Source organism: Psychrobacillus sp. PGGUH221, assembly GCF_042055255.1.
In the GTDB taxonomy this organism is placed as follows: domain Bacteria; phylum Bacillota; class Bacilli; order Bacillales_A; family Planococcaceae; genus Psychrobacillus.
In genome coordinates this window covers 21246-43618 of sequence record NZ_JAQMHQ010000017.1, presented here as the reverse complement: position 1 = coordinate 43618, position 22373 = coordinate 21246, and the positions used below count along the sequence as shown (strand labels likewise).

The following is a 22373-nucleotide window of genomic DNA, read 5'->3' as shown; positions in this document are numbered from 1 at the left end:
AAGCTCCACTACTGTTTGTTTAAATTCTTGGTTATAACGTTTTTGACTCATAATACAGACACGACCTTTCGTTAGTTCAATTTTATTGACTTAACCAAGATGTGTCCATAAATCTATTCTACATTCATTACTTAAAGATTTCTTATGCTCAAACGATTTAAATATGTTAACAAGAGTAATGCCTATTGTCCTTAAAGTGGTGGGTTGTTCAATAAAGTAAAACGTTATTATTGAAAAAACAAATTTCTTTAGGAGGGAGAATATGAAGTTTTTAAGGTACTTTTATACAATTTTAATCTTGTTGAATTTTTTTCTTTTAATAACTGGATGTACAGAAAATGAAGCTACATCGACAGAAGAGTATTTAAAAATAGAAGGTTATATACTAGAAGTTGAAGAAGGAAGAATATTGGTTGCTAAAGAAATTACTTCGGAAAAATATGAAGAAATTAAAGATAAAACAATTGGCGAAATTCAGGAGTTGGATAATGAAAGGATTTCACTTATCTTCCTAAGTTATAAAGATACAAGTAGCTTAAAGATAGGTCACAAAGTGGATGTATGGGATGATGGTGGTATTAATGAATCATATCCTTCTCAAGCTGGAGCAAAAAAAATAGAGATAAAAAATTAAAAATTTCTTGTTCAACTAACGGGTGTTTTAGTTAAACAAGACCATTATTTCGATGGCATATTTAAATGTCCCAAACATCAATTTGGTTTCGACGATCCATTGATAAATGTTACTCTTCAACTAACACGGCAGGATAGTTCAATAAGTTTGTTTAAGTAAATGTAAGTACTAATATTAAAAATATCTGAAAGAGGGGTTTCTTATGCCATTAGAAGAAGGTGTTTTCGAACTGTTAATTGGAGGCTTTTCTGTTGTAATGGGGATTGCAATTTTAACTTTATTGTTACTTTGGTTACAAAAGAAAAATAATAGTTCTGCATATGTCTGGACACTATTGCATCTAATATTATTCTCAGTTGCAGTATATTTTTTCTTAAAGGCTATTTCTTTTGATTATGAACACGTAATGGCATCTGAAGAAAATTCATTTCAAATAGGGGTTGCAGGAATCATTTGGACATTTAGTATGGTTTGTTTGATAATAGGAATCTTTAAATTTTCAAACTCTGGAAAAGTAATTTCTTCTTAAATTAATGGAGGCTTAAGTAAGAACATGGGTTGCTCAGGCAACTCTTTTTTCTTTTAACTAACGAGGTAGTTTAGTTAAATAAGAAAAGAGCATTAGGGTGGATAGAATGTTACAATTAATGAAAAATAATCCATTTTTATTAATAGGAATATAAACAGGGGGAAAATTATGTTTTATTTAGTCATAATATTCGTTGTTATGTTGATTAGCGCAATTATTTTTTATCCTATATTTTATTTTATTCCCATTGAAAAAAGAAAGAGATGCAATCAATTTTTCCTTGTAGTATTGATTTTGTCGTTCTTAACTATTCTGGTAATAAGTCCCTTTATGGTAATAGTACAGCTACAATTATTGTTGATTTTATCTATTATAGTATCTTCGGTTTCATGGATTGGATATCTGTATTCTAAAACAAAACCCGAAATTAAAACTAATGGGAGGGTTAGTTTATTACCGTTCTTATTCAACTAACGAGTGCTTTACGTGATAATGTAGATGAAAGGAGTAAAAATTGATAAAAATAAGATTAGCCACGTCAAACGATCGGCAACAAGTGGTGAATGTATTAAATAAGGCCACGTTGGCTTTGCAACAAAAAGGGATTTGCCAGTGGGATTATCCTTGGGATGTAAATTAAATTGTTAGCGAAATAAAGAATAATTATGCGTATGTATTATTCTCAAATGAGGAAATAGTTGGGACTTTTTGTATAAAGGACATAGATAGTTTAAGTGAATTAACAATTGATCCAAAAAGTAATTATTTGTTTCAAATTGCCCTTCTACCAGAATACCAAGGTAATAATTATGGATCAGAAATAACGGACTTTGCCCGTTCTTTTGCAATTGAAGGAAAGAAGACGATTTATTTAGACTGTTGGGCTGGAAATGAGAAGTTAAAAGGTTACTATTTAAATAATAGGTTCGAGTATTTAGGTGATTTTCCCGAAGAAGATTATTTCATTAGCATTTTTAAATACAACTAATTACATTCCTTATTGTACTAACGGTGCAGGTTAGTTTAATAAGGAATTCTACTGACAAGAGGAATAAAGAGTATTAATCAATATTGGGGGATACTTATGCGTAGTTTTATTATCAATTTGTTAGTTTTTGGACTGTTATTAACTGGTTGCTCCAATGAAGCAAGTATTACAGAAGTCGGAGCTTATATGGCAGAAGATATACCTTTTGAAGATGGAACAGGTAGAGTAACTGTTGCATTTGAGGCAATCGATGACAGTACGATTGATGATGGAATTATTGATGTAATTGTATTAGCAAAAGGATTAAAACCAACTGCAAACTATGAAATTTCACTTGGAGGAGATAATTATGAAGGAGTTGTTTTTGGACCTGAAGAAAATGTAGAGATACGATTTGGAACTATGGTTGGGGGAACTTTATTTCAGCCTAATGAGCAAGGAGAACTATATGTTTCAATGAAGAACCCATTAAGAATTATAGATGGTAAAGAAGTGCGAGTTATTGTCTCAGAAAATGGAAAAGAAGTTTTAAGGACTCAACCTTTTATAGTTTCGAAAAAAACTCCGATATAAAAGAAAGATCAATAGCGTTAAAACCTTTTGGAATACTAATCGAACTAACGAAGCAGTGAATTAATGGGTTATACCAATTTTCAATGGAGGAGTCACTACAAGAAGAATTCTTTGGTTATTTATGTGATATTGAAGAGTGGTAAACCGTTCCTTATATGCTAACATGTGTGTTTCTACAATCGATGACTTTTTTTATGTAAGTAACGAAGAAGTTGCTTTTGAGAAGGAAAATATTAACGAAAGCAGGATAGTAAAATAATACTCAAAGAATACTTCTCGTCATGGAGAATATAAATAGAATAGGAACCTAGATATTTACTTTCTGGTGAAGGGAGAATTTCATGATTAATTTAGTAAATGACAAACTGTATGAAACGAGAAATAACTTAGTAAAGGAGATTACTTCATTAAGTTATTCTCAATTTAATGGTAGGCTTGGTATGGATATGTGGAGTATAGCACAAGTTTGTCATCACTTAGTTTTAGTGGAACAGGCAACAATAAAGGCTATAGAATGGGGATTAAAAAAGGTTGATAATACACAGACAGAACGTAAAAACGTTCATCTTATATTGGATCGAACGAAAAAGTTTAACGCTCCCGAAATCGTTGATCCAGATGTAGAACCATTTGAAGTTCAGTCAATCCTTGATTTGTTAAACGATTCGAGAAAAAAATTTTTGACTTTCCTTAATACAATAGAGGATAAATCGATATTGGCGGAAAAGTCATTTAAGCATCCTGCCTTAGGTGAATTACCACTTGACCAATGGATTGAACAGATATATTTACATGAACAGCGACACACAGAACAAATAAAAGAAATAAAATTACTTTTAGATGCAAGGCACTAAACTTATGATTAACAACAGATTCCTGTTTAAATAGAGGGGAAAATAATTTTTTAGTTATGTAAAATAATATATTTATAGTAACGGGTGCTTTACTTCCAGAGGGAGTAGGGCCTTTTTCATTTTCAACTAACGCAGCAGGTTAGTTGAAGGGGGTATAGATTAAAATTTCAGGGTGCTTTAGTGTAAAATCGTTAATCTGCCTACGCTGCTCTTATTTCTTATTGAACTAACGAAGCAGGTTTAGTCTATATCACCCTATATGTTATGGGGAACGTTAATTAATTAGATACACAAATAACAACTCTAGCTTAAAGTTTAGGAGAGATTGTGAGAGTTAATACTTAAAGTAAGTTTAAGTACAGAACTTCATAATCTCAAGTCATTTAAACCATTATCCAATAACCTCTGATAACCATTATCAAAAAACCAACAACAAAAATCCAAACAAAAAAAGGAGTAGCAAATACCCCTTTTCTTAAACTATTTTACAGTAATATTAGTTTCTAGGATCTACATAATCCGGATAATCAGAAATGATTGCGTCAACGCCCATTTCGAGTAAGAAGTCTGCTGCTTCTTGACTACGTACTGTCCATGAACCAATTTGCATTCCTTGAGAGTGAACTTGATTTACTAATTCTTCTGTCACAATTCCATAACTTGGGTTAAACCAATCCGCATATGTTGAAAATTCTTGTAAAGCTTCAAATGTTGTATCTGCACGGTTAGAAGTTAATACACCGACTGGAACTTGAGGAAGAAGCTGGTCCACTCTTTTCACTGATTCAAAGTTAAAAGATTGAATAATGATTTTTTCATTTTGTGGTTTATCGAGATTTCGTTCTTTTAATACTTCTGCTACTTGTTCTTCAATACCAGGGTAAAGCTCTGGTGCCTTTAATTCTATTAAAATTCCAATTTTTCCATGGTAGCGATCAAGAATCTCTTCAAATGTTAGGATAAGTTCTCCTACAAATTGTTCCCCTTTCCAACTACCTGCATCAAGACTTCTAAGCTGTTCAAATGTTAAATCTCCTACTTTTCCCGTTCCATCTGTTGTACGATCAACTGTTGTATCATGAATCAATACTAATTTACCATCTTTACTTCTTTGAACATCGATTTCAATATAATCGGCTTTCATATCAACTGCTAGATCAAAAGCAGCAATCGTATTTTCAGGAGCATAACCTGTTGCACCACGGTGTGCTACATTTTCAACTTGTTTTCTTTCACCTACTGTTTGGTCTACTGCAAACGCCTGACTGAATGGGCTGAATATTAACGATAAAGCCACTCCTGTACCTATTAATAATTTTTTGCTCATTTTCTCCATCTCCTATCTAAAATATCTTTCAAATTTATTTTAGAAAATGGATGTTAAACTAATATGTAGATATATTTATAGATTAATGAAGTTTGTGTTAACGAAATTTGACCTTTTTCCTTACGTTTTTTTACAAATCTACTAGAGTAATCAGTAGAATAAGTGTACTACATTTCTATATTTTACCAAAACACTCGATTAACTCTTGTATTTCAAAAAACGGGTGTTTTTCCGAAGTAACGATAAAAGTGCAATTTCTTAATTTAAATGTTTAGAAATTGCACTTTTATATTCCTTATACTTCAAAAGAGCACTTAAAATAAGTACAAAATAAATTCTAAAGCAACTTTTGGTCATATTAATTACTGCACTGATTCGAGAGGTATTTACTTAAGGTGAAGATTGATTAATATCCTTTATGTTTCTTTAAAGGTAATATATTTTTGGATATTTATGTTAAAATATTTAATAATATTGTGAATGATACATTTACACTAACGGGGCAGATTAGTTGAAAAAGGAGTTCAGAAGACGATTGGATATATAAACTAATAAATATATTCAGGAGGTAGAGGTGTGAAAAGTTTATTCTATTTAATATTGGGTTCTTTAATAGGATGGCTTATCTGGGGAGTTTTTACGAATGATTTTTCTGTGAATGGCTATAGTTTGCTTTTAATAGGGCTCATTTTAGGGTTCTTAACAGGCAGACGTAATCCCAAAGAAACTACAGAATGAATTAAAACCTTATTCAAAATGGGTGCTTAGTTGAAGATCATGAGTTGCTTAGGCAACTCTTTTTTCTTATTAAACTAACGAAGCAAGTAAGCTGAACAAGCATAAGTGTAATAACTAATTAAAAGGTGGAGTTCTTATGATAGTAAAAAGCAATCGAAATATTTGGATAGAAGCCATAAGAGTGGGAATCTAAAGAATGGGATGTTGAGGATGTAAATACGGATGTCAAGGTAACTCTTCCAGACAATTCTGTTTGGATGGCAACAATTTTTACATACAAAAACATCGAAACCATTAGAATGAAGAATGCAGAGTCGGGAGAATGTATGAACGGGGCATACTTTCAGGCTAGTGATATGGTTTTAATTGATAGTGCAAGCAAAGAAAGAATTTATAAAGTGATTAATTATCTTATCGATAACGGTGAGTTTGAGTCTGTATTCACTAAATATCTAAATGTAGATAGTTAAGAGAGTATTTATATTCATACAATTTCTTCCAAGGATAGAATTAATGAAATACTCTTTTTAAACTAACGGGCGCTTTAGTTAAAAATCATGGGGTTGCCATGGGCAGTTCTTTTACAAAATTGGTGAGGTGAAAAATGAAGAATAATAAAAATAAATCTAAAATTTGAATATACAATATTTAGGCCAACAGGCGAACGTCAAGATTTTCCTCAAGTTTATTTAGTAAAACAACAAGGAACATGTAAGGAGGATAAAATGAAAAAACAAAAGATTGGAAAGATAATTGAAATTATCAGTTTAGCATTACTTTTTTTATATATTCTTTATCCGGCGGGTTATATGAATAATGTGAAACTTGCGAATACAATGTTAATCTTAGGTATGATCCTCTTCTTAGCCAGCATCATAATAACACCAGTTAAGAAAATAGAAAAAAAAACCTAAATATAGAGCAAAATTTTATAAGGTATCAATTGAAAATTATCCTATAAAACACTTTGGAAACAATTTCAATATCTAATGCGTTTATATAAAGTAAATGGGAGATATAGACAAGATATCGGGATACTATTTCAAACAAATAAAAGTGGGTAGGTATTGTCTTTGGAATTTTTTACAACGCAATTAGTAATGATTGCATTATTTATCTTAATAATTCATTCAATCGAAACCTTAGCATATTCAGTACGTTTATCAGGGGTCAAGAGTGAAATTATTAGCATCGGCACTTTCCCTATTTAATGTGATGGTAATGGTTTCAAGGCTAGCGAATATGATGCAACAACCTTTTACAGGAAGTTTGATTGATAATGCACCAAAAGAAAATGCTTTAGAATTTGTCGAGAGTCAGTATCGAATTCTAATTGGTTCTGCAACATTAGGTACGATAATCGGTTTACTATTGTTACCGACATTTATTGCTGTTTTTTCGAGGGCAATCATTCATTTAGCAGAAGAACGCGGTTCGATTCCAGCGTTATTGAAAAAAGGATTTACAAAATCATATTTTAGACGTGCAAAAAAGCATATTCATCTACCTAGATATGCATATTTAAAAGATATGAGCTGGCGTGATATACCGATTAAATTATTTTGTATTAATATTTTGATTACAGCAATTTATACAATTGGAGTTTTATCTGCACTATATGCAGCATTGCTTGCACCTGAACGTGCAACAACTGCTGTTATGGCATCGGGTTTAATTAATGGTGTAGCTACCATCTTGCTAATTGTCTTTATTGACCCCAAAATTTCAATCCTAGCGGATGATGTAATCAACCAAAAAGGGAACTATGTTACTTTAAAAAGTGCCTCTATTATGATGGTAACATCAAGATTGTTAGGAACACTTTTAGCACAGGTGTTATTCATTCCTGGTGCAAAGTATATTGCTTGGTTAACGCAGTTTCTTATGTAGTTTAAAAAAAAATTACATGTAATATTACCTTTATGTAGAAGAGGATGGGGAATATATAATCTGTATAATTGGTTTTAACGCAAACTTTATAACAATTTCTGATGGGGCTATTTTTGTTGATTAGGTTTGAATGATGTATTCTTACTAACGAGTGTCTTTTTTCTTATTGAACTAACGCAGCAGGTTAGTTGAACAAGGACTATATAAATATAGTGTAGGAGATAGACATGCGTAGAGAATTGGCGCACTTTTAGATAGATTATTATTTTTGGGGGATGATGATAGTTTGAAACATGATATATTAAAAGCATTCTTCATATTATGGGGGCTTATATTATTTATTGAGCTACTCTGGTTTGGATTATTGACTAATAGACCTCATTCAACTTCAGGAGTTATCTTTGCTGTCACTGTGATTGCTGTAACCAGTGTATTTGGTTCGGTTGGAATGTATTTATTTAAAAGCTCGAGGGAATAAAATCTAATTCAACCACCGGATGCTTTAGTTGAAAATCAAAGAGTGGTATTAGACTGCTCTTTTCTTATTGAACTAAAGTGGCAGTTTAGTTCAATAGAAATGTTATTATGGGAGCTACTAGAAGTCGTTATTTTATTACCTACGATGTCTCTCTATATTTTGGAGAGTCTGAAGATTTGGATGCGTATGATGATTTAGAAGAAAAAGCAGTACTTGTTTTTCAAAAATGTACGTCAAAAGATGAATATATTTATGCATTAGATTGGCAACATGAATGTTATTGGATAAATCCCAATTTATACATTCAACAAAACGAATTCGATGAATGGACAGTACCGATTTTCCCAAATGGCGATTATTATTTCTTTTTACATAAGGATTTTCAATGGGAATATTTAGGACACCTTTGGGAAAGAACCATAACTATTTTTGGAAAAGAATTGATAAAGGGGTTTGAAAAACACCACCCAAGAATGTTTCAAAAAATATTACGTCTGGGATAATGCAAATCTTGTTAAACTAACAGGTGCTTTAGTTTAACAAGATCATCAATTCGATGTTCTATTCAGTGGTTACCGGAGTAGCAAACATCTACATTTAGCGAACAACCAAATTTAATGGTAAAAAGTATAAAAGAATTTAAAATCTCCTTCAAAGTAGGTGTCTAAATGAGTAAACAATGGTTAGAGTGGGCAAAAAGAATTCAGGCTTTGTCCCAGTCCGGATTGGCATTTTCTAAAGATATTTATGATATCGAGCGTTATGAAGAATTACGTAATATAAGTATAGAAATTATGGCAGAACATACTGAACTGGATATGGATAAAGTTAGGGATTTATTTACAAATGAAACTGGTTACCAAACTCCAAAAGTTGATGTTCGTGGTGTGGTTTTTAAAAATAATCAGATCTTAATGGTAAAAGAAAATATTGATAATAAATGGGCTTTACCAGGTGGATTTTGCGATATAGGGCTATCTCCCTCTGAGAATGTTGTGAAGGAAATAAAAGAGGAATCTGGTTTTGATGTAATACCGATTAGATTAATTGCATTATTGGATAAAAATAAACACTCTCATCCTCCAGAAGCTTATCATTATTATAAGATATTTATAATGTGTGAAATTATTGGAGGGAAACCTACTCTGGGTACGGAGACGAATAATATTAATTTTTTTTCGGAACACAATTTACCGCAGCTTTCTACTAATAGGAATACTGAATCACAAATTAAAACCCTCTTCGAATATTTGAGGAACCCTGAAAAAGAAACGGTATTTGATTGACACTAAAGATATTTTGTATAGAATCTGTTATTTAAAGTGTGGATTCATAGTGTAGCTTTGTAAAAAAGAGTGATTATTTATTATAAAGTTTGTTCATTTATAAAAAGATTGATAATGTGTTTTAACGTTTGATTAAAATCATCTAACCTCTAAGGTTTCTTAGAGATAAGAATTATTTTTTTATGGATATTTATGTTATATCAATATAAAGATTGTGAATAAATGTACTTAAAGTAACGGTTGCTTTAGTTGGACAAGACCATCAATTCGATGGTCTATTTTTACGTCCAAAAAATCAAGTAGTTTTCGGCAATCTATTGTTAAAAGTTACGCTTAAACTAACGTTGAAGTTTAGTTTAACAAGTTTTAATTTATATGGTAAAATAATACAATAGATACTCGGAAATGAGAGAGGTGATAAGTATATGTCAACTATAATTGCATTGTGTACTATATTAATAATAATTGTTTTTTTTGCTATGGCAAAAACGATAAAGGATAGTCAAAGTAATGATAGAGATAAATAATACTTTTTCTAGGATCTCAATTACTTCACTAACGGGGCAGTTAAGTTTAATAAGAAAGCATAGATGAAGGGTTATTAGTGGATCTTTTAAAAGAACGGTTTGTATTAAGGGGAATTATTGAAAATGATTGGAAGATGTGCATAAATACGCATCAGGATTTATGCTCTTTTTGTTGAACTTATTCAACTAATGGGGCAACTAAATTGGATTAGCTAATCAGTTTGAAGTAAAAAGTAAAGGGTGGTGATTTTTATAGAAGTCTTAGGAGTTATTCTATTTTTATGGATTTTTTTATGGTCTATTACAAAAACGTTAGAAAAATTAACAGATAAGATTTTAGAGAAACAAGATAAGCAGTATAAATTATTAGAAGAAATAAAATCGAAATTAGATGATAAATTTGAATAGAAGATTGTGTTTTATAAAAGGCATAATAATGTTTCTCCTAATTTAACTAACGGGAGTTTTATTTCAAGAAGAGGTAAATCCTTTTTTATTCTTCAACTAAAGTAAGGTTAGTTGAAGAAGGGAATTGTTTAGGTGCGTGTTGAAATAGATATTATATAGAAATAATTCAATCTTAGATTTTGGGAGAGGGGGAGTTATGTTGAGAAATGTACTAACTTTATTACTTACAATATTGCTTTTAACAGCTTGTTATTCTAATCAAGAAACTATTAAAGCTACTGGTGAAGGGGACTTATGGAAAGTACATTACATATACGAAGTAACTGAGGAGGAACTCTATAAGAGAGGAGGAATTGAATATACAGGAGATGAAGAACTTCTTTATGTCAATTATTCGTTAGTTACTGACGAAGGCGAACGTAGTGGGGAACGAAAACCTCAAGAAAATCAAACCGCTATAGATTTTGGGAGGTCCAGCAGTAATAACCCTCCAGCTAAAGATGACGCGATTATATCGTTAAATCATGCTTATATAGAAATTAAATGGCGAACTAATACAGGCGAATATGAAGAAAAAATTAACTTGAAAGTTAACTAATTTTGAGTGGATATTATCAAATTTTATTTTTAACGCAACATCTAAAATACCTTATTCAACTAAAGTGGCAGTTTAATTAAATAGAAGAAAGTGAGTTTTTTTACACTTAACACGTATTATTAATCAAACATAAAAGGGCAATCAAAATTAGATTGCCCCAAGAATTATTATTCTTTATCTGGAAACTTTAGGTGTAGTGGTGGAGGAATAAGCCAACCTTTATCTTTGTTTAATCGTAAAAGCTTTGCTCCTAATTGGGCTTTGCTTAAATGGAATTGGCCATACATTAAAGCAATATCTTCTCTAATACACTGACCCATTGCCTTACTGCATGCGACTAAACCTGTGGCACAATCCATTGATAGTGCAGCACTTATTTCAGGATCATTAAATCGTGCACCAGCAGGAATGTCTTCTAGTCTTGCAACTGGCCGTTCAGGTGGTGCAGGTGGTAGTCCAATTCCATTAATTTTTAATATTACTTCAACTTGTTTATTTTCGTCTTTCATACATTGAATCGATTCTTCAATAATCTTTACTAAATCTTTATCACCTGTGTGATTAGCAAAGGTTTGATATGCAGCGATTAATCCGTTGTTTGTAGCTAGATTTGTCCATAAAGCAAATACTTCACCGTAATGTAACGGTTCATCTTTTGGGTTACCACTTAGAACTCCCATTATTGCACTCCCTATCATTCATAATAATTTTTCATTCCAAAATATTATGTGTGTAAATTAGAAAAGTATTCATATAGGGTTTAGAATCAATACTTAAATCACAGTTCGACCAAAGTGTTTCTAAAACATAAAATACCTTTTGCATGAGTTAAAAAAATTATTAGAGAAATTTTTGATAAAACTAGTTGATAATGGGAAGTGATTTCTGTCAAAAAGTTTATTTTAGCAACTTTATTTTTGGTAATTCTATTATTGTTTGCATGCCAGACAAATAAGAACGATTTAGTTTTTGTTGGCGATGGTGAAAATTGGTCCTCCAAAGTATCTGTTAATCAAACTAACGGCGACGAAACATATCAAATTCAGATTAACTACAAAGGATATAACAAACAGGATATTGAAACTTTTACTTACTATGTTGAAACAAAGAGTAACGGAGTAATAGATTTTGGTGAGAATAATGCTACTTTAAATATAGAGGGCATATATCAAAGAGATCTACCGATTTCTAATAGCCCATCTACAAGTATAAAAGATGAGTTAGTAATAAAAGTAGAATGGAATGGAAAAAGCGAAGATTTTACCTTAATAAATGAATGATTTATTACTAACGTGGTGCTTTAGTAAAACATGACCAACATTTGATAGTCTATTTTTCAGTGCTCCATTAAGTAGTTGTTTAAAAGTGTAATGAAAGAAAAATAAATTCTTGGGGAATGGCAAGAGTGTTAAATGTTGAATAGAGAAAAGAGTAATCAAATTTTAATGACTTTACCAAAAGAAGAAATAGAAAATACCTATAAGATGGCTCTGTTTTCTAGTTAAACTAAAGCAAAAGGTTAGTTAGAAAGAAGACTAAAAAAGTCCAACAATTATGTTGAACTTATTATACTTGTTACAAATTTTCAAATTGAAGGTATTCTAAAATATTTCCGAAGGGGTCTCTAAAACTAATATATTTTCCCGGTGGACAATTAGTTGGTTCATCTATAATAAAATTTACTTCTTTCTCTTTTAAGAATTTAACTTTTTCATAAATATCTTCCGTTCGCAATCCTAAAACAACTCCAGAAATATCTTGATTATAGGTTGCATTATCTTTCTCCTCTAAAACAAGTGGTAACTCCTCATGTACTAGTGATACAATCTTCGTACCATACTGTTTGTTTAATTCAAAACCTAAAGTATTCGTATAAAAGTCAATTGCTTTGATTAAATTTGGCACATAAATGCTTATAACACAAACTTGATTTTTCATATTAGTCCTCCTATTTTCGGTATTAATAGCTGTATTCTACACTATTAATAATTATCCTTTTTTTAAAAAACATTTTCACTTTATTTTTCATTAAACTAACAGGTCAGGTTAGTAGAAGAAAAAAATTTGAATATTCTTTCGAAAAATATTGAATTTTACATTCGAAGTATGTATTGTTTAAATTAAGTCGACTAATAATCTAATTGGGGGTACTTAATTGAAGTATGTAAATTTAGATGAACCTGAGTCAGTGTCAATAATAGTAGAAACATCTCCTGTTTGGGAAACTATCCTTGGGATTGCTGGTTACACACATGGTCAAATAAGGCACACTTTTGATTTAGATCAAAGGTGGGAGTCATCCACAATGCCAAATACGCTTAGAGAATCATTAAAGGAAATCCAAAAGACTAATTTCTGGTACAGCTTAATCTTGTTGCAGGACAAGTATTCAGCACAAACGATAGAGGAATTTTCTAACAACATGTTAAATATGGATAGAAGAGAGTTTTATGAAACACTACTGCCCTATAAAGACCGCAAGAGTGAAATTATTCGAAAGGAACTGATTAATAAGAAAGATCAAAGCGGGAACTTTAAGGAATATGCTTCCTATTTTAAGGGTCACGATTATTTAGAAGGATATGTTCTTAATCTTGAACGGTATTCACAAAGTGAACTTATCGAGAATTTTATTAACGTACTGAACGAATGGTTTGATTGGATATCGAAGTTTGACGAGTGGACAAAGTGGAATAGAGCAATAGATTTTGAAGGGAAACAATATCATTCTATAGATAAAACAAAACCAATTGAGGCCATTGAAATGATTACCGGCGGAGTTGAATATTTTCCTGAACCATCAGTTTGGACGGTAAAGCTTATTCCTCAAGTGTCTTATCGTCCTTGGACTTTAACAGTACGAACACCTGAGACGAAATTATTTTTTTATCCCTTGAAGGAAGAATATTTTTTGGAACCAGGCATTCCTCCAATGGAATTGATTCGTGGACATAAAGCATTAGGTGATGAAGTACGACTGAAGATACTTTACCAATTGACGAAAGGTGCAACTTCTTTACAAGATTTAAGTATACAATTCAATGTTTCTAAAACAACCATTCACCATCAGCTTTCCTTATTGAAAGCAGCCAAATTTATTCAAGTAAACAAAGGAATTTACACAATCAATAAAACTCACATTAATGCTTTCTCTGGTCACCTTAGTAAATTTCTTGGTGAAAATCAATGAGAAAGTTTTCAAAATCTTTCCAAGCACTATGGGTTGGTCAAATTGTATCTGAATTTGGTGGTGCTGCAGGCGGGATTATTAATGGGTTACTCCTGTATGAACTTACGGGATCCAAAGAATGGATGGCAACTATTTGGTTAATTTATTTTATTCCATCTCTTCTATTACAAAGTATAAGTGCACCTTTCTTGAATCATGTTGTGAAAGAAAAAATGCTTCGAAATATTCAGCTGGTACGAGCTGGAGCATACTTAATTCCTCTTGCGGGGTATCTGATTGGTTCAGAAATTGGAATAATGATTGGGTTGGTTTTGCTCCAATGTGTGTTGGGTTTGATGCAACCGATATACGCAACCCTTTCCTTTTCTTTAATTCCTGAAATATGTAAGGAAGATGAACTTGTTGAAGCAAACGGTTTGTTGGACACTACACTCAGACTTATGAGTATTATCGCTCCAGGAATTACATCTTTATTACTTTTGATTATTCCGATGCAATATATCTATTTAGTGTCTTCTCTCATGTTTTTGATAAGTTTTATCTCACTTTCCAGAATGCCTGTTATGAGTATTAATAAAATGGCAACATGGTCAAAAAAGTTTTGGTGGGAAGAACTAAAAGAGGGATACAGAGTTTTCTTTAGTTTTCCCCTTCTGCTTAGACTAACTGTACTATCATCAACAGTTCAATTTGCTGTAGGAGCTACGATGGTTTTAAGCATACCCTTTATACAAGGGGAACTTGGTGGCCAACCATGGCAATATGCAATATTTAAAGGTGCTTTTCCTGTGGGTTATATTTTAGGTACGGTACTACTTTTAAAAATACCCAAAACTCCATCGGTTATGTACCTAGGATTACTTGGTGGAGGATTATCGTTTATTCTTTTATTCTTTGTACAAACAATTCAATTCGCTTGGTTATGTGAATTAATGGGAGGGCTATTATTTCCTCTTTTTAATGCACAAAGTGCCGCCATTTTCCAACAAGAAGCTCCTCGTAATCGTTTAACTCAACTAAGTGCTGTTCGTCTTTTTATATTTAGAGTATCTATGCCTGTTGGGATATTATTTGCTTCATCAGCTTTTTTCGATATTAGCACTCGGAGCATGTACCTCATTATCGGTTTATCAATTGTACTTCCTGCCATGTTTTTCTTAATTAGTTCAATTAACCACTTAAATAAATTTTTTATTCGTGTAAAGGAGAAATAACAATCAGCTTTATATTAAAAGAGCGTTCTTAATGTTTTACGCTCTTTTTGTTGAACCTTTTGAAAAGATGAAGAAGCATTTGCTATTTGGGGAAATATAGCTAAAAACTATTCTCATGAGGAGTGGTTTAATAGAAGAACATTAGTACAAAAACAAGTTGGAGAAGTATGAGAAACATTTATACAATATGTGTTGATTATAATATACAAAAATCAGGAGGTAATTATATGGGAAAATCTATAAATTACACGATAGAACCCCCTAATAATTTTGAGCAATTACTAACCTTATATGAATCTTTAGGTTGGAATTCACTTAAATTAACAAGTAATGATTTGGAGCGAATGTGCAATCAAGGTTGGTATGCGATTTACGCATTTGATGAAAAACAATTAGTCGGTATGGGACGTGTTATTTCAGACGGTGTAATAACTGGATTAGTTTGTGGATTGTGTGTTCTACCAAGCTATCAGTCAGAAGGAATCGGCAAGGAAATGGTGAATCGAATAATTCAACATTGTGAGCAAAATCGGGTAATTCCTCAATTAATGTGTGTGGAAAGTTTAGAACCATATTATGAAACTTTTGGGTTTAGGAAATTCACTATCGGGATGTCAAAAAATATAAATAGATAGCTTTAATTTGATTTCTTGATTTAACTAAAGGATGTTTAAGTTAATGGGGTTGCTTAGGCAACTCTTTTTTCTTATTGAACTAAAGAGGCAGTTTAGTTAAAAGGAGTATTTTGAAATGTTATTGAATAAGTTAATATATGTAAATTAACATTAGGTTTGGTGTTTTAAAGGAGGTTGTGAACTACAACTTGAAAAGAAGATTGGAATACTACGTTCTATTCAAAACATGCTTTCAAATCTATTAATAATTTCTGATGAAAAGATAAGTAACTAGTTACGTTTTTTCATAAACTAAACAGAATCAGCAATAAAAAAGGGGATATAAAAATGAGTTTACAAATTTATAGCAAAAAACGTTCTATACAAAGTTATCTTTTTGAAAAATATCTAACTTTGCGAAATACAAAAAAGGGTTTTTCCACTATTGAACATACCTCGCAGTTCGTAAAACAAAGGGGAACTGAAAATATTAAGCCATATGTTATAGGAAATGTTAAATTTGCCAGCGATATTAAGGAGCAAGTAATTGAGGACATAAAGGTTTTTACATTAAATGACCAAAAATCTTTGAAACAAAAAGTGATTCTCTATATACATGGAGGTGCCTGGACTAATCAACCTTTAATTTTTCACTGGAGGTTCATGGATAAAATGGCTCAATCATTAAATGCAAAAATTATTGCTCCTATTTATCCTAAAGTACCTAATTTTAATTATCAGCACACCTACCCAAAACTCTTAAACCTATATAAAGAAATCCTTGGAACCGTTGAAAATCCTAAACAACTGACCATCATGGGGGATTCGGCAGGAGGAAATATATCACTTGGTTTGGCACATCTCTTAAAGACGAATAATATACCTCAACCAAAAGATATCATTTTGTTATCTGCATGTGTTGATATGGGGCTTGATAACCCTCTAATACCTGAATATGAAAAAAAGGACCCAATGTTGGCTATTGGAGGAATGGAAGTGATTACAAAGATGTGGGCAGCTGATAAGAATATAGATGACCCATTAATTAGTCCAATCTATGGTAACTTTAAAGGACTTGGGAAAATCACTCATTTTATTGGAACACACGAAGGTTTATATCCAGATGCTATGAAACTTGATGAAAAACTAACAGAGCAAGGAATTGAAATCAATACATTTGTATATCCAAAAATGAATCATGTGTTTGTTGTAATGCCAATCCCTGAAGCTAAAGATGCTCAACAAAAAATTATTGAGATTATTAATAACTAATTGAGGAGAGCGTACATTAATAATCTTATGGATTTCGGTGGATTATCAGCATTGACACCTCATAACCATTTTCATTCTCTGTGGTGAAGCGCGATTTTGTGTTGCATGAATGGCTAACGGGTGCTTTAGAGAAAGAACATTGGGCTGGTAAGATGGCTCTTTTTCTTATTGAACTAAAGCAGCAGGTTAGTTCAATAAGAAACGTGGTAAAAATAAAAAAAACGTACAAGGTGCTTATAAATTTAACTAGTGTGTTGATCTAATGAGGATTAATGCACTTTTTATTGAATTTCAATTTATATAATGGCACAACTACAATTATTGGACTTTCACATGTTAATATTGCATGGTTACTTTATCACGCAACCATGCAATTGCATATGCTTGACGAGCAACCGTAGAGTTGCTTATACTAAATATATGAATTGGGACAACGAAGCTATATTCAAAGCACTTGGCGACTCGACTCGACGGCTAATATTAGACGAACTTTCCGAACGCAACGAGCAGACCTTGTATGAACTAACGGTACGTCTTATTACGAAGCACGACCTTTCCATTTCGCGACAGGCGATAGCTAAACATCTTTCTGTATTAGAAGATGCAGAGCTCGTAAAATCAAAACGAAAGGGTAAATATCGTGTGCTTATCTTCAACAACGAACCACTTAAAAATTTGCTGAAAGGATGGATAGAGTAATTTTATATAAAATATTTCTGAAGAATGTATGGTTTTTTCTGCTTGTTGCCAGATTGTTAGCAGAGTCCCATACGTCGCAACTATCAAAGGAGGCAAAAACATTATGAAAATCATTGTTACCAGTATATTCGTAGAAGACCAAGATAAGGCACTAGCATTTTATTCAGAAATACTGGGATTTGTAAAAAAGCATGACGTTCCCACAGGAGAATTTAGGTGGATAACGCTTGTTTCTTCCGAGGATCAAAAAGGTACCGAGCTTTTACTTGAACCGAATAACCATCCAGCCGCAAAAGAGTATCAAAAGAAGTTATTCGCTGAAGGCATCCCAGTTACAATGTTTGGCGTTGCAGATATTCACGCAGAGTACAAACGATTAATGGAAAGTGGCGTGAAGTTTACTATGGAGCCGACAAAAATGGGCGAATTCACAATAGCTGTCTTCGACGATACATGCGGCAACCTTATTCAGATAATTCAGCAGTAACTTTATGACGAAATAATCTATATTCTGAACGACTTTATTGGTAAGTTTTAAGTACGTTGATGTTTTATATCAAAATTAAACATTTTTATGCTAACCCTGTCCTAATTTTGGGACAGGGTTATACATGTTTAAAGTTTAAAAATAAATGACAATGTTATCATACTACAATAGAAATGTAACATTGTGAATGACTTCACTTAAATTAGGGACATGCATAGTTTTTGTCGAGATTGTATAACTAATATACGAAAAATAATATGTTAAAATTTGTTACAAAATTTGTTTGGAGGAATAATTTTGACAGTAGAAAAAAGTTTAAGGGTTTGTGAAAAGGGACATAAGTATTACAAAAGTAGTGAATGTCCAAGTTGCCCAACCTGTGATAAAGAGAATAAGCCTAAAAGTGGCTTCCTTTCGAAACTTAGTTCACCTGCAAGAAATGCATTGGTTCACGAAGGGATTGACACTTTGCAAGAACTATCCAAGTACACTGAAAAAGAAATTTTAAAAATTCATGGTATTGGACCAGCTTCCTTACCTATTATGAGAACTTCATTAGAAGTAGAAGGGTTATCATTTAAAGAATAAATAATTTAAAATACGTGACGTACTTTACTTAACAAACGGGTGCTTCAGTTGAGCAACAAAAATAATAGTAATCTTAACTTAGGCTGGATCCAATATGGGTCCAGTCTTTTTGTTTCAATAGTTCTTCATCCTCTTTTCTACCAAGGATTCATAAAAGAAGTAAATAAAAATAAAAATGGGTTTGACACAATCAACTACTTTGTAATACTATATAGTAGTACTCAGTATTACTAAGTAGAGTGTTAGGAGGATATATGAAGGATTTAACTGAAATGCTTAAAGGTGTTCTTGAAGGAGTGGTGCTTCAAAAGATTCATGCTGGAGAAACCTATGGCTATGAAATAACAAAGTACCTAAATGATTTGGGTTTTGAGGATATTGTGGAAGGAACTGTCTATACCATTCTTGTTCGAATTGAGAAAAAAGGGCTCGTAGAGATTGAGAAGAAGAAATCTGAACTTGGACCTGCGAGAAAATTCTACAAGCTAAATGCTAAAGGGGAGGAAGAATTAAAGGAGTTTTGGCAACGTTGGATATTCTTAGAGGAAAAAATGAATGAAATAAAGGAGCAAAGAAATGTTTAAGAAGATGATCCAAGAAAAACGAGAATTTCGTGCATACCAAAAAAGAGTAAATGAATTACCGGAAGAATACAGAAAAGCGATGAAAGCTATTGAAAGTTATATGTGGAATTTTGCAAAGGGAGGAAGCATGCTAGAGCTTTTACGCAATATTTTAGAGATGTTCGAGAACAGTGTTACGGATGGCTTAAGTGTGCGAGATGTAGTCGGAAATGATATCGCTGAATTTGCGGACTCCTTATTAGCAGAATTTCCAGAAGAAACATGGATGGACAAAATGAGAAAAAAATTAAGGGATTCTATGAAATAAAGGAGAGATAGTCATGAGTACAATCGTCCTAGAAATCAAAAATACTAAAAAGAGTTATAAAGGGAATGAAGTTTTAAGAAATGTCAATATTACGGTTAAGGCTGGCTCGATTTATGCCTTATTAGGGGCAAATGGAGCCGGGAAAAGCACCCTATTAAAAATTGTTACAGGACTATTAAATAGCGATGGTGGAAAGGTAACAATTAAAGATATTGATGTTGGTGACAATCCGGTGGCAGCACAAAAGCTATTTAGTTTTAGTTCGCAAAATACCACTGTTGACGGCGTGCTTACTGGATATGAAAATCTGCACCTAATTGCAAAATTGCGACATAAACTCAATCCGAGAAAGGTCGCCGAGGGTCTGTTAGATAAATTTGATCTGACAGAAGCGAAAGATAAAGCTGTCTCTACTTATTCAGGAGGAATGCGTCGCCGTCTTGACTTAGCCATGAGTTTAGTTGGGGATCCAGAAATCATTTTTCTGGATGAACCTACTACTGGATTGGACCTGAAAAGCAGGCAGGAGCTTTGGAATACGATTAAAGAAATGAAATCCCAAGGGAAAACCATTTTATTAACGACTCAATATTTAGAGGAAGCAGACTATTTGGCTGACCAAATCGGTTTTTTACGTGAAGGTGAAATTGTTGCCAATGGCACTCCAGATGAAATGAAACGTTTGGCAGGAGCAGATAAATTACTTCTTGTATTTAATAATCTTCAAGATACTGAAAGGGCTTTAAAACTTTTGGTATCTTATTCTCCTATCAAAAGAGCAGATTGTGAGATTTCCATAGATTTAGATGAAGAAATCAAAACGACCTTGAACGTATTGAATACCCTAACAACTGAAAAAATTGAACTCAAGATGTTCAAAATGATTACTCCAACTCTTGATGATGTATTTATGACACTTACGAAAGGATGAAAATTATGAATGTTTTTCAAAATTTAAGTGACACATTAACGCTTGCAAATCGGATCATTAAACATAATATACGTAGTGTCGACACGCTTATTACCGTTGTTGCGATGCCTGTTATGATGTTATTGGGTATGGTTTTTATATTTGGTGGAGCCATCCAAATTCCAGGCGTAACCGAGGATGAGTATATTAACTATATCCTTCCTGGAATCTTATTAATGACGATTGCCACTGGCTCTGCTTACACTTCGTTACGAATTAATTTGGATAAAACATCAGGGATGTTCGATCGATTTAAGTCAATGCCTATCGCAAAGTCATCCGTATTAGGTGGTCAGGTGGTTGCGTCAGTTATCTTTATGATAGTTTCAATTCTAGTTGTTTTGATAGTAGGATTTATAGCTGGATTTAGAAGTGATGCAACATTTTTAGAATGGTTACTTGTAGCGTTGTTGATTGTTCTTTTTTCTCTTGCATTAACATGGATTTCAGTTCCTTTTGGTTTAGCTGCGGGAAGTATAGAAGGAGCTAGTTCTTTTTCTTATATCTTATTGATGCTACTGTTTGTCAGTTCTGCATTTGTACCTGTCGAAGGAATGCCAAAGGTAGTTCGAATATTTGCGGAAAATCAACCAATGACACCGATTATTCAGACCATTAGAAATCTATTAGACTCGCAGGCTGTTGGGAATGATCTTTGGCTGTCGTTCGGTTGGATGGTGTTAATAATATTGATTTCATATATTTTTGGATTAAAGGTTTATGGAAGAGTCTAAAGTGTCATTGCTGCAAATTAGTCGTTGCTATTATAAATATTTAGTATCGAAACAGCAAAAAATATAGTGGAAATAATAAAAGTGATCTAACCGGCTTTAGTTCTATTTTCCATAGGGCTATGGCCGTTTAATAGTTTTTGAAATAATATACTTTTCTAATTCGATTTTAAAATGCTCCATACTTTCAAACAACACTAAATAGAGGAATTCCGATTTCATAATGCCAGCTTTAATACTTTCCTATGTATTAACTACGATAAGATAGAGCCTAACATAAGGCTCTTAATTTTTTTAGGAAGAATATTAATGAAGATTATAAAGTGAGGGTAAAAAAGAATGAGTAATCACTAGTACCCCTTTATGAATTTAAAGTTGTAGTATAAGAGTATTTAAATGCAGCATTGTCATATCGATTAACCGTATTGAGCTGTTTATACAGCTCTTTTTCTTATTCAACTAAAGCAGCAGGTTAGTTCAATAAAGACTGAAACAATCGTTCATATCAAACGTCTAACTCAGTTAAAGAAGGTAATTGGATATTTATGTTTAAAATATAATAGAAATAGCGAATGGATTTACTTAAATTACGTAGCAGGATAGGAAAGTAATTCACAAAAAAAGAGGGATAGAAAATGGATTTATTACTTTGGGTAACTGTTGGTTTCATCATAATCGGATTTGTTGTTCTCGTTTTTATCAAAAGAAATATGGAAAGTAAGAAAAGTTCAACTACCGAATCCATAGTTTGCTGGATAGTGGGAACCACAGCTTGGGGGGTAGCGAGTATTTTTCTAATTGGTTGGTGGTTTAGTAAAATTTAGAAGTTTTTGGGAATAGTTTTAGAGGGAAGTAGTTCATTTTTTGAAGAAATGTTCTTAAACAAA

The 22373-nt window shown here is 32.4% G+C and carries 27 protein-coding genes and 1 pseudogene; 25 read left to right on the top strand and 3 right to left on the bottom strand.

Annotated elements, in window-relative coordinates; translation table 11 throughout:
* Positions 1–262 precede the first annotated feature (262 nt).
* From PGC35_RS21330 to PGC35_RS21310, 5 genes are all read left to right on the top strand, one after another.
* A complete protein-coding gene (locus tag PGC35_RS21330; protein WP_375220613.1) occupies positions 263–634 on the top strand; it encodes a DUF3221 domain-containing protein in 372 nt (123 codons plus the stop codon).
* Positions 635–836: 202 nt separating this feature from the next.
* Positions 837–1163 (top strand): hypothetical protein, encoded by a 327-nt coding sequence (locus tag PGC35_RS21325; RefSeq protein WP_375220612.1) that lies wholly within the window; start codon positions 837–839, stop codon positions 1161–1163.
* Positions 1164–1803: 640 nt separating this feature from the next.
* Positions 1804–2151, top strand: coding sequence for a GNAT family N-acetyltransferase (locus PGC35_RS21320; RefSeq protein ID WP_375220616.1), 348 nt, complete (start codon positions 1804–1806; stop codon positions 2149–2151).
* A gap of 96 nt (positions 2152–2247) precedes the next feature.
* Positions 2248–2724 carry a substrate-binding domain-containing protein gene (locus PGC35_RS21315; RefSeq protein WP_375220611.1) on the top strand — a complete coding sequence of 159 codons (477 nt, stop codon included), beginning with the start codon at positions 2248–2250 and terminating at the stop codon, positions 2722–2724.
* A 341-nt stretch (positions 2725–3065) separates the two neighbouring features.
* Positions 3066–3578 (top strand): DinB family protein, encoded by a 513-nt coding sequence (locus tag PGC35_RS21310; RefSeq protein WP_375220610.1) that lies wholly within the window; start codon positions 3066–3068, stop codon positions 3576–3578.
* Positions 3579–4074: 496 nt separating this feature from the next.
* Here the strand turns inward: PGC35_RS21310 and PGC35_RS21305 are convergent, their stop codons facing one another.
* Positions 4075–4905: a glycerophosphodiester phosphodiesterase gene (locus PGC35_RS21305; protein ID WP_375220609.1), complete on the bottom strand. Its 831-nt coding sequence runs from the start codon at positions 4903–4905 to the stop codon at positions 4075–4077.
* Between the two features lie 576 nt (positions 4906–5481).
* On the opposite strand from PGC35_RS21305, the gene PGC35_RS21300 reads away from it, so the two are divergent.
* From PGC35_RS21300 to PGC35_RS21270, 7 genes and pseudogenes are all read left to right on the top strand, one after another.
* Complete coding sequence (locus PGC35_RS21300) at positions 5482–5643, top strand: tRNA U-34 5-methylaminomethyl-2-thiouridine biosynthesis protein (protein ID WP_375220608.1); 162 nt, start codon at positions 5482–5484, stop codon at positions 5641–5643.
* 725 nt (positions 5644–6368) lie between these two features.
* Positions 6369–6557 carry a hypothetical protein gene (locus PGC35_RS21295; RefSeq protein WP_375220607.1) on the top strand — a complete coding sequence of 63 codons (189 nt, stop codon included), beginning with the start codon at positions 6369–6371 and terminating at the stop codon, positions 6555–6557.
* 186 nt (positions 6558–6743) lie between these two features.
* A pseudogene (locus tag PGC35_RS21290) lies at positions 6744–7533 on the top strand (lipid II flippase Amj family protein).
* A 286-nt stretch (positions 7534–7819) separates the two neighbouring features.
* Positions 7820–8011, top strand: coding sequence for a hypothetical protein (locus tag PGC35_RS21285; RefSeq protein WP_375220606.1), 192 nt, complete (start codon positions 7820–7822; stop codon positions 8009–8011).
* Between the two features lie 107 nt (positions 8012–8118).
* Complete coding sequence (locus tag PGC35_RS21280; protein WP_375220605.1) at positions 8119–8514, top strand: DUF2716 domain-containing protein; 396 nt, start codon at positions 8119–8121, stop codon at positions 8512–8514.
* Between the two features lie 165 nt (positions 8515–8679).
* Entirely contained in the window at positions 8680–9297 is a 618-nt protein-coding gene (locus PGC35_RS21275; RefSeq protein WP_375220604.1) for an NUDIX hydrolase, read from the top strand.
* 1134 nt (positions 9298–10431) lie between these two features.
* On the top strand, positions 10432–10830 hold the full coding sequence (locus PGC35_RS21270) for a hypothetical protein (RefSeq protein WP_375220603.1): 399 nt from the start codon (positions 10432–10434) through the stop codon (positions 10828–10830).
* Between the two features lie 167 nt (positions 10831–10997).
* Here the strand turns inward: PGC35_RS21270 and PGC35_RS21265 are convergent, their stop codons facing one another.
* Complete coding sequence (locus PGC35_RS21265; RefSeq protein WP_375220602.1) at positions 10998–11510, bottom strand: DUF3231 family protein; 513 nt, start codon at positions 11508–11510, stop codon at positions 10998–11000.
* 198 nt (positions 11511–11708) lie between these two features.
* Here PGC35_RS21265 and PGC35_RS21260 point away from each other — a divergent pair, with 198 nt between their 5' ends.
* The gene (locus PGC35_RS21260) at positions 11709–12110 is read left to right on the top strand and encodes a hypothetical protein (RefSeq protein ID WP_375220601.1); all 402 of its coding nucleotides are present in this window, start codon (positions 11709–11711) and stop codon (positions 12108–12110) included.
* Positions 12111–12405: 295 nt separating this feature from the next.
* On the opposite strand, the gene PGC35_RS21255 is transcribed toward PGC35_RS21260, so the two are convergent.
* Positions 12406–12768, bottom strand: coding sequence for a VOC family protein (locus PGC35_RS21255; protein WP_375220600.1), 363 nt, complete (start codon positions 12766–12768; stop codon positions 12406–12408).
* A 217-nt stretch (positions 12769–12985) separates the two neighbouring features.
* On the opposite strand from PGC35_RS21255, the gene PGC35_RS21250 reads away from it, so the two are divergent.
* The 12 genes from PGC35_RS21250 (at position 12986) to PGC35_RS21195 (ending at position 22310) form a co-directional block, all read left to right on the top strand.
* Complete coding sequence (locus PGC35_RS21250; RefSeq protein WP_375220599.1) at positions 12986–14020, top strand: ArsR/SmtB family transcription factor; 1035 nt, start codon at positions 12986–12988, stop codon at positions 14018–14020.
* Entirely contained in the window at positions 14017–15234 is a 1218-nt protein-coding gene (locus PGC35_RS21245; protein ID WP_375220598.1) for an MFS transporter, read from the top strand. The genes PGC35_RS21250 and PGC35_RS21245 overlap by 4 nt, the downstream gene beginning before the upstream one ends.
* A gap of 227 nt (positions 15235–15461) precedes the next feature.
* Positions 15462–15869, top strand: coding sequence for a GNAT family N-acetyltransferase (locus PGC35_RS21240; protein WP_375220597.1), 408 nt, complete (start codon positions 15462–15464; stop codon positions 15867–15869).
* A gap of 327 nt (positions 15870–16196) precedes the next feature.
* Positions 16197–17120 (top strand): alpha/beta hydrolase fold domain-containing protein, encoded by a 924-nt coding sequence (locus PGC35_RS21235; protein ID WP_375220596.1) that lies wholly within the window; start codon positions 16197–16199, stop codon positions 17118–17120.
* 420 nt (positions 17121–17540) lie between these two features.
* A complete protein-coding gene (locus tag PGC35_RS21230; protein ID WP_375220595.1) occupies positions 17541–17819 on the top strand; it encodes an ArsR/SmtB family transcription factor in 279 nt (92 codons plus the stop codon).
* Between the two features lie 103 nt (positions 17820–17922).
* Positions 17923–18306 (top strand): VOC family protein, encoded by a 384-nt coding sequence (locus tag PGC35_RS21225; protein WP_375220594.1) that lies wholly within the window; start codon positions 17923–17925, stop codon positions 18304–18306.
* A 297-nt stretch (positions 18307–18603) separates the two neighbouring features.
* Complete coding sequence (locus PGC35_RS21220) at positions 18604–18894, top strand: RNA polymerase alpha subunit C-terminal domain-containing protein (RefSeq protein WP_375220593.1); 291 nt, start codon at positions 18604–18606, stop codon at positions 18892–18894.
* 254 nt (positions 18895–19148) lie between these two features.
* Complete coding sequence (locus PGC35_RS21215) at positions 19149–19478, top strand: PadR family transcriptional regulator (protein ID WP_053589360.1); 330 nt, start codon at positions 19149–19151, stop codon at positions 19476–19478.
* Positions 19471–19785 carry a DUF1048 domain-containing protein gene (locus PGC35_RS21210; protein ID WP_056830069.1) on the top strand — a complete coding sequence of 105 codons (315 nt, stop codon included), beginning with the start codon at positions 19471–19473 and terminating at the stop codon, positions 19783–19785. Before PGC35_RS21215 ends, PGC35_RS21210 begins: the two co-directional genes overlap by 8 nt.
* Positions 19786–19798: 13 nt before the next feature.
* Complete coding sequence (locus PGC35_RS21205; protein WP_375220592.1) at positions 19799–20716, top strand: ABC transporter ATP-binding protein; 918 nt, start codon at positions 19799–19801, stop codon at positions 20714–20716.
* A gap of 5 nt (positions 20717–20721) precedes the next feature.
* Positions 20722–21489, top strand: a complete 768-nt coding sequence (locus PGC35_RS21200) for an ABC transporter permease (protein ID WP_056830065.1) — start codon at positions 20722–20724, stop codon at positions 21487–21489.
* A gap of 632 nt (positions 21490–22121) precedes the next feature.
* Entirely contained in the window at positions 22122–22310 is a 189-nt protein-coding gene (locus PGC35_RS21195) for a hypothetical protein (RefSeq protein ID WP_056830063.1), read from the top strand.
* Positions 22311–22373 lie beyond the last annotated feature (63 nt).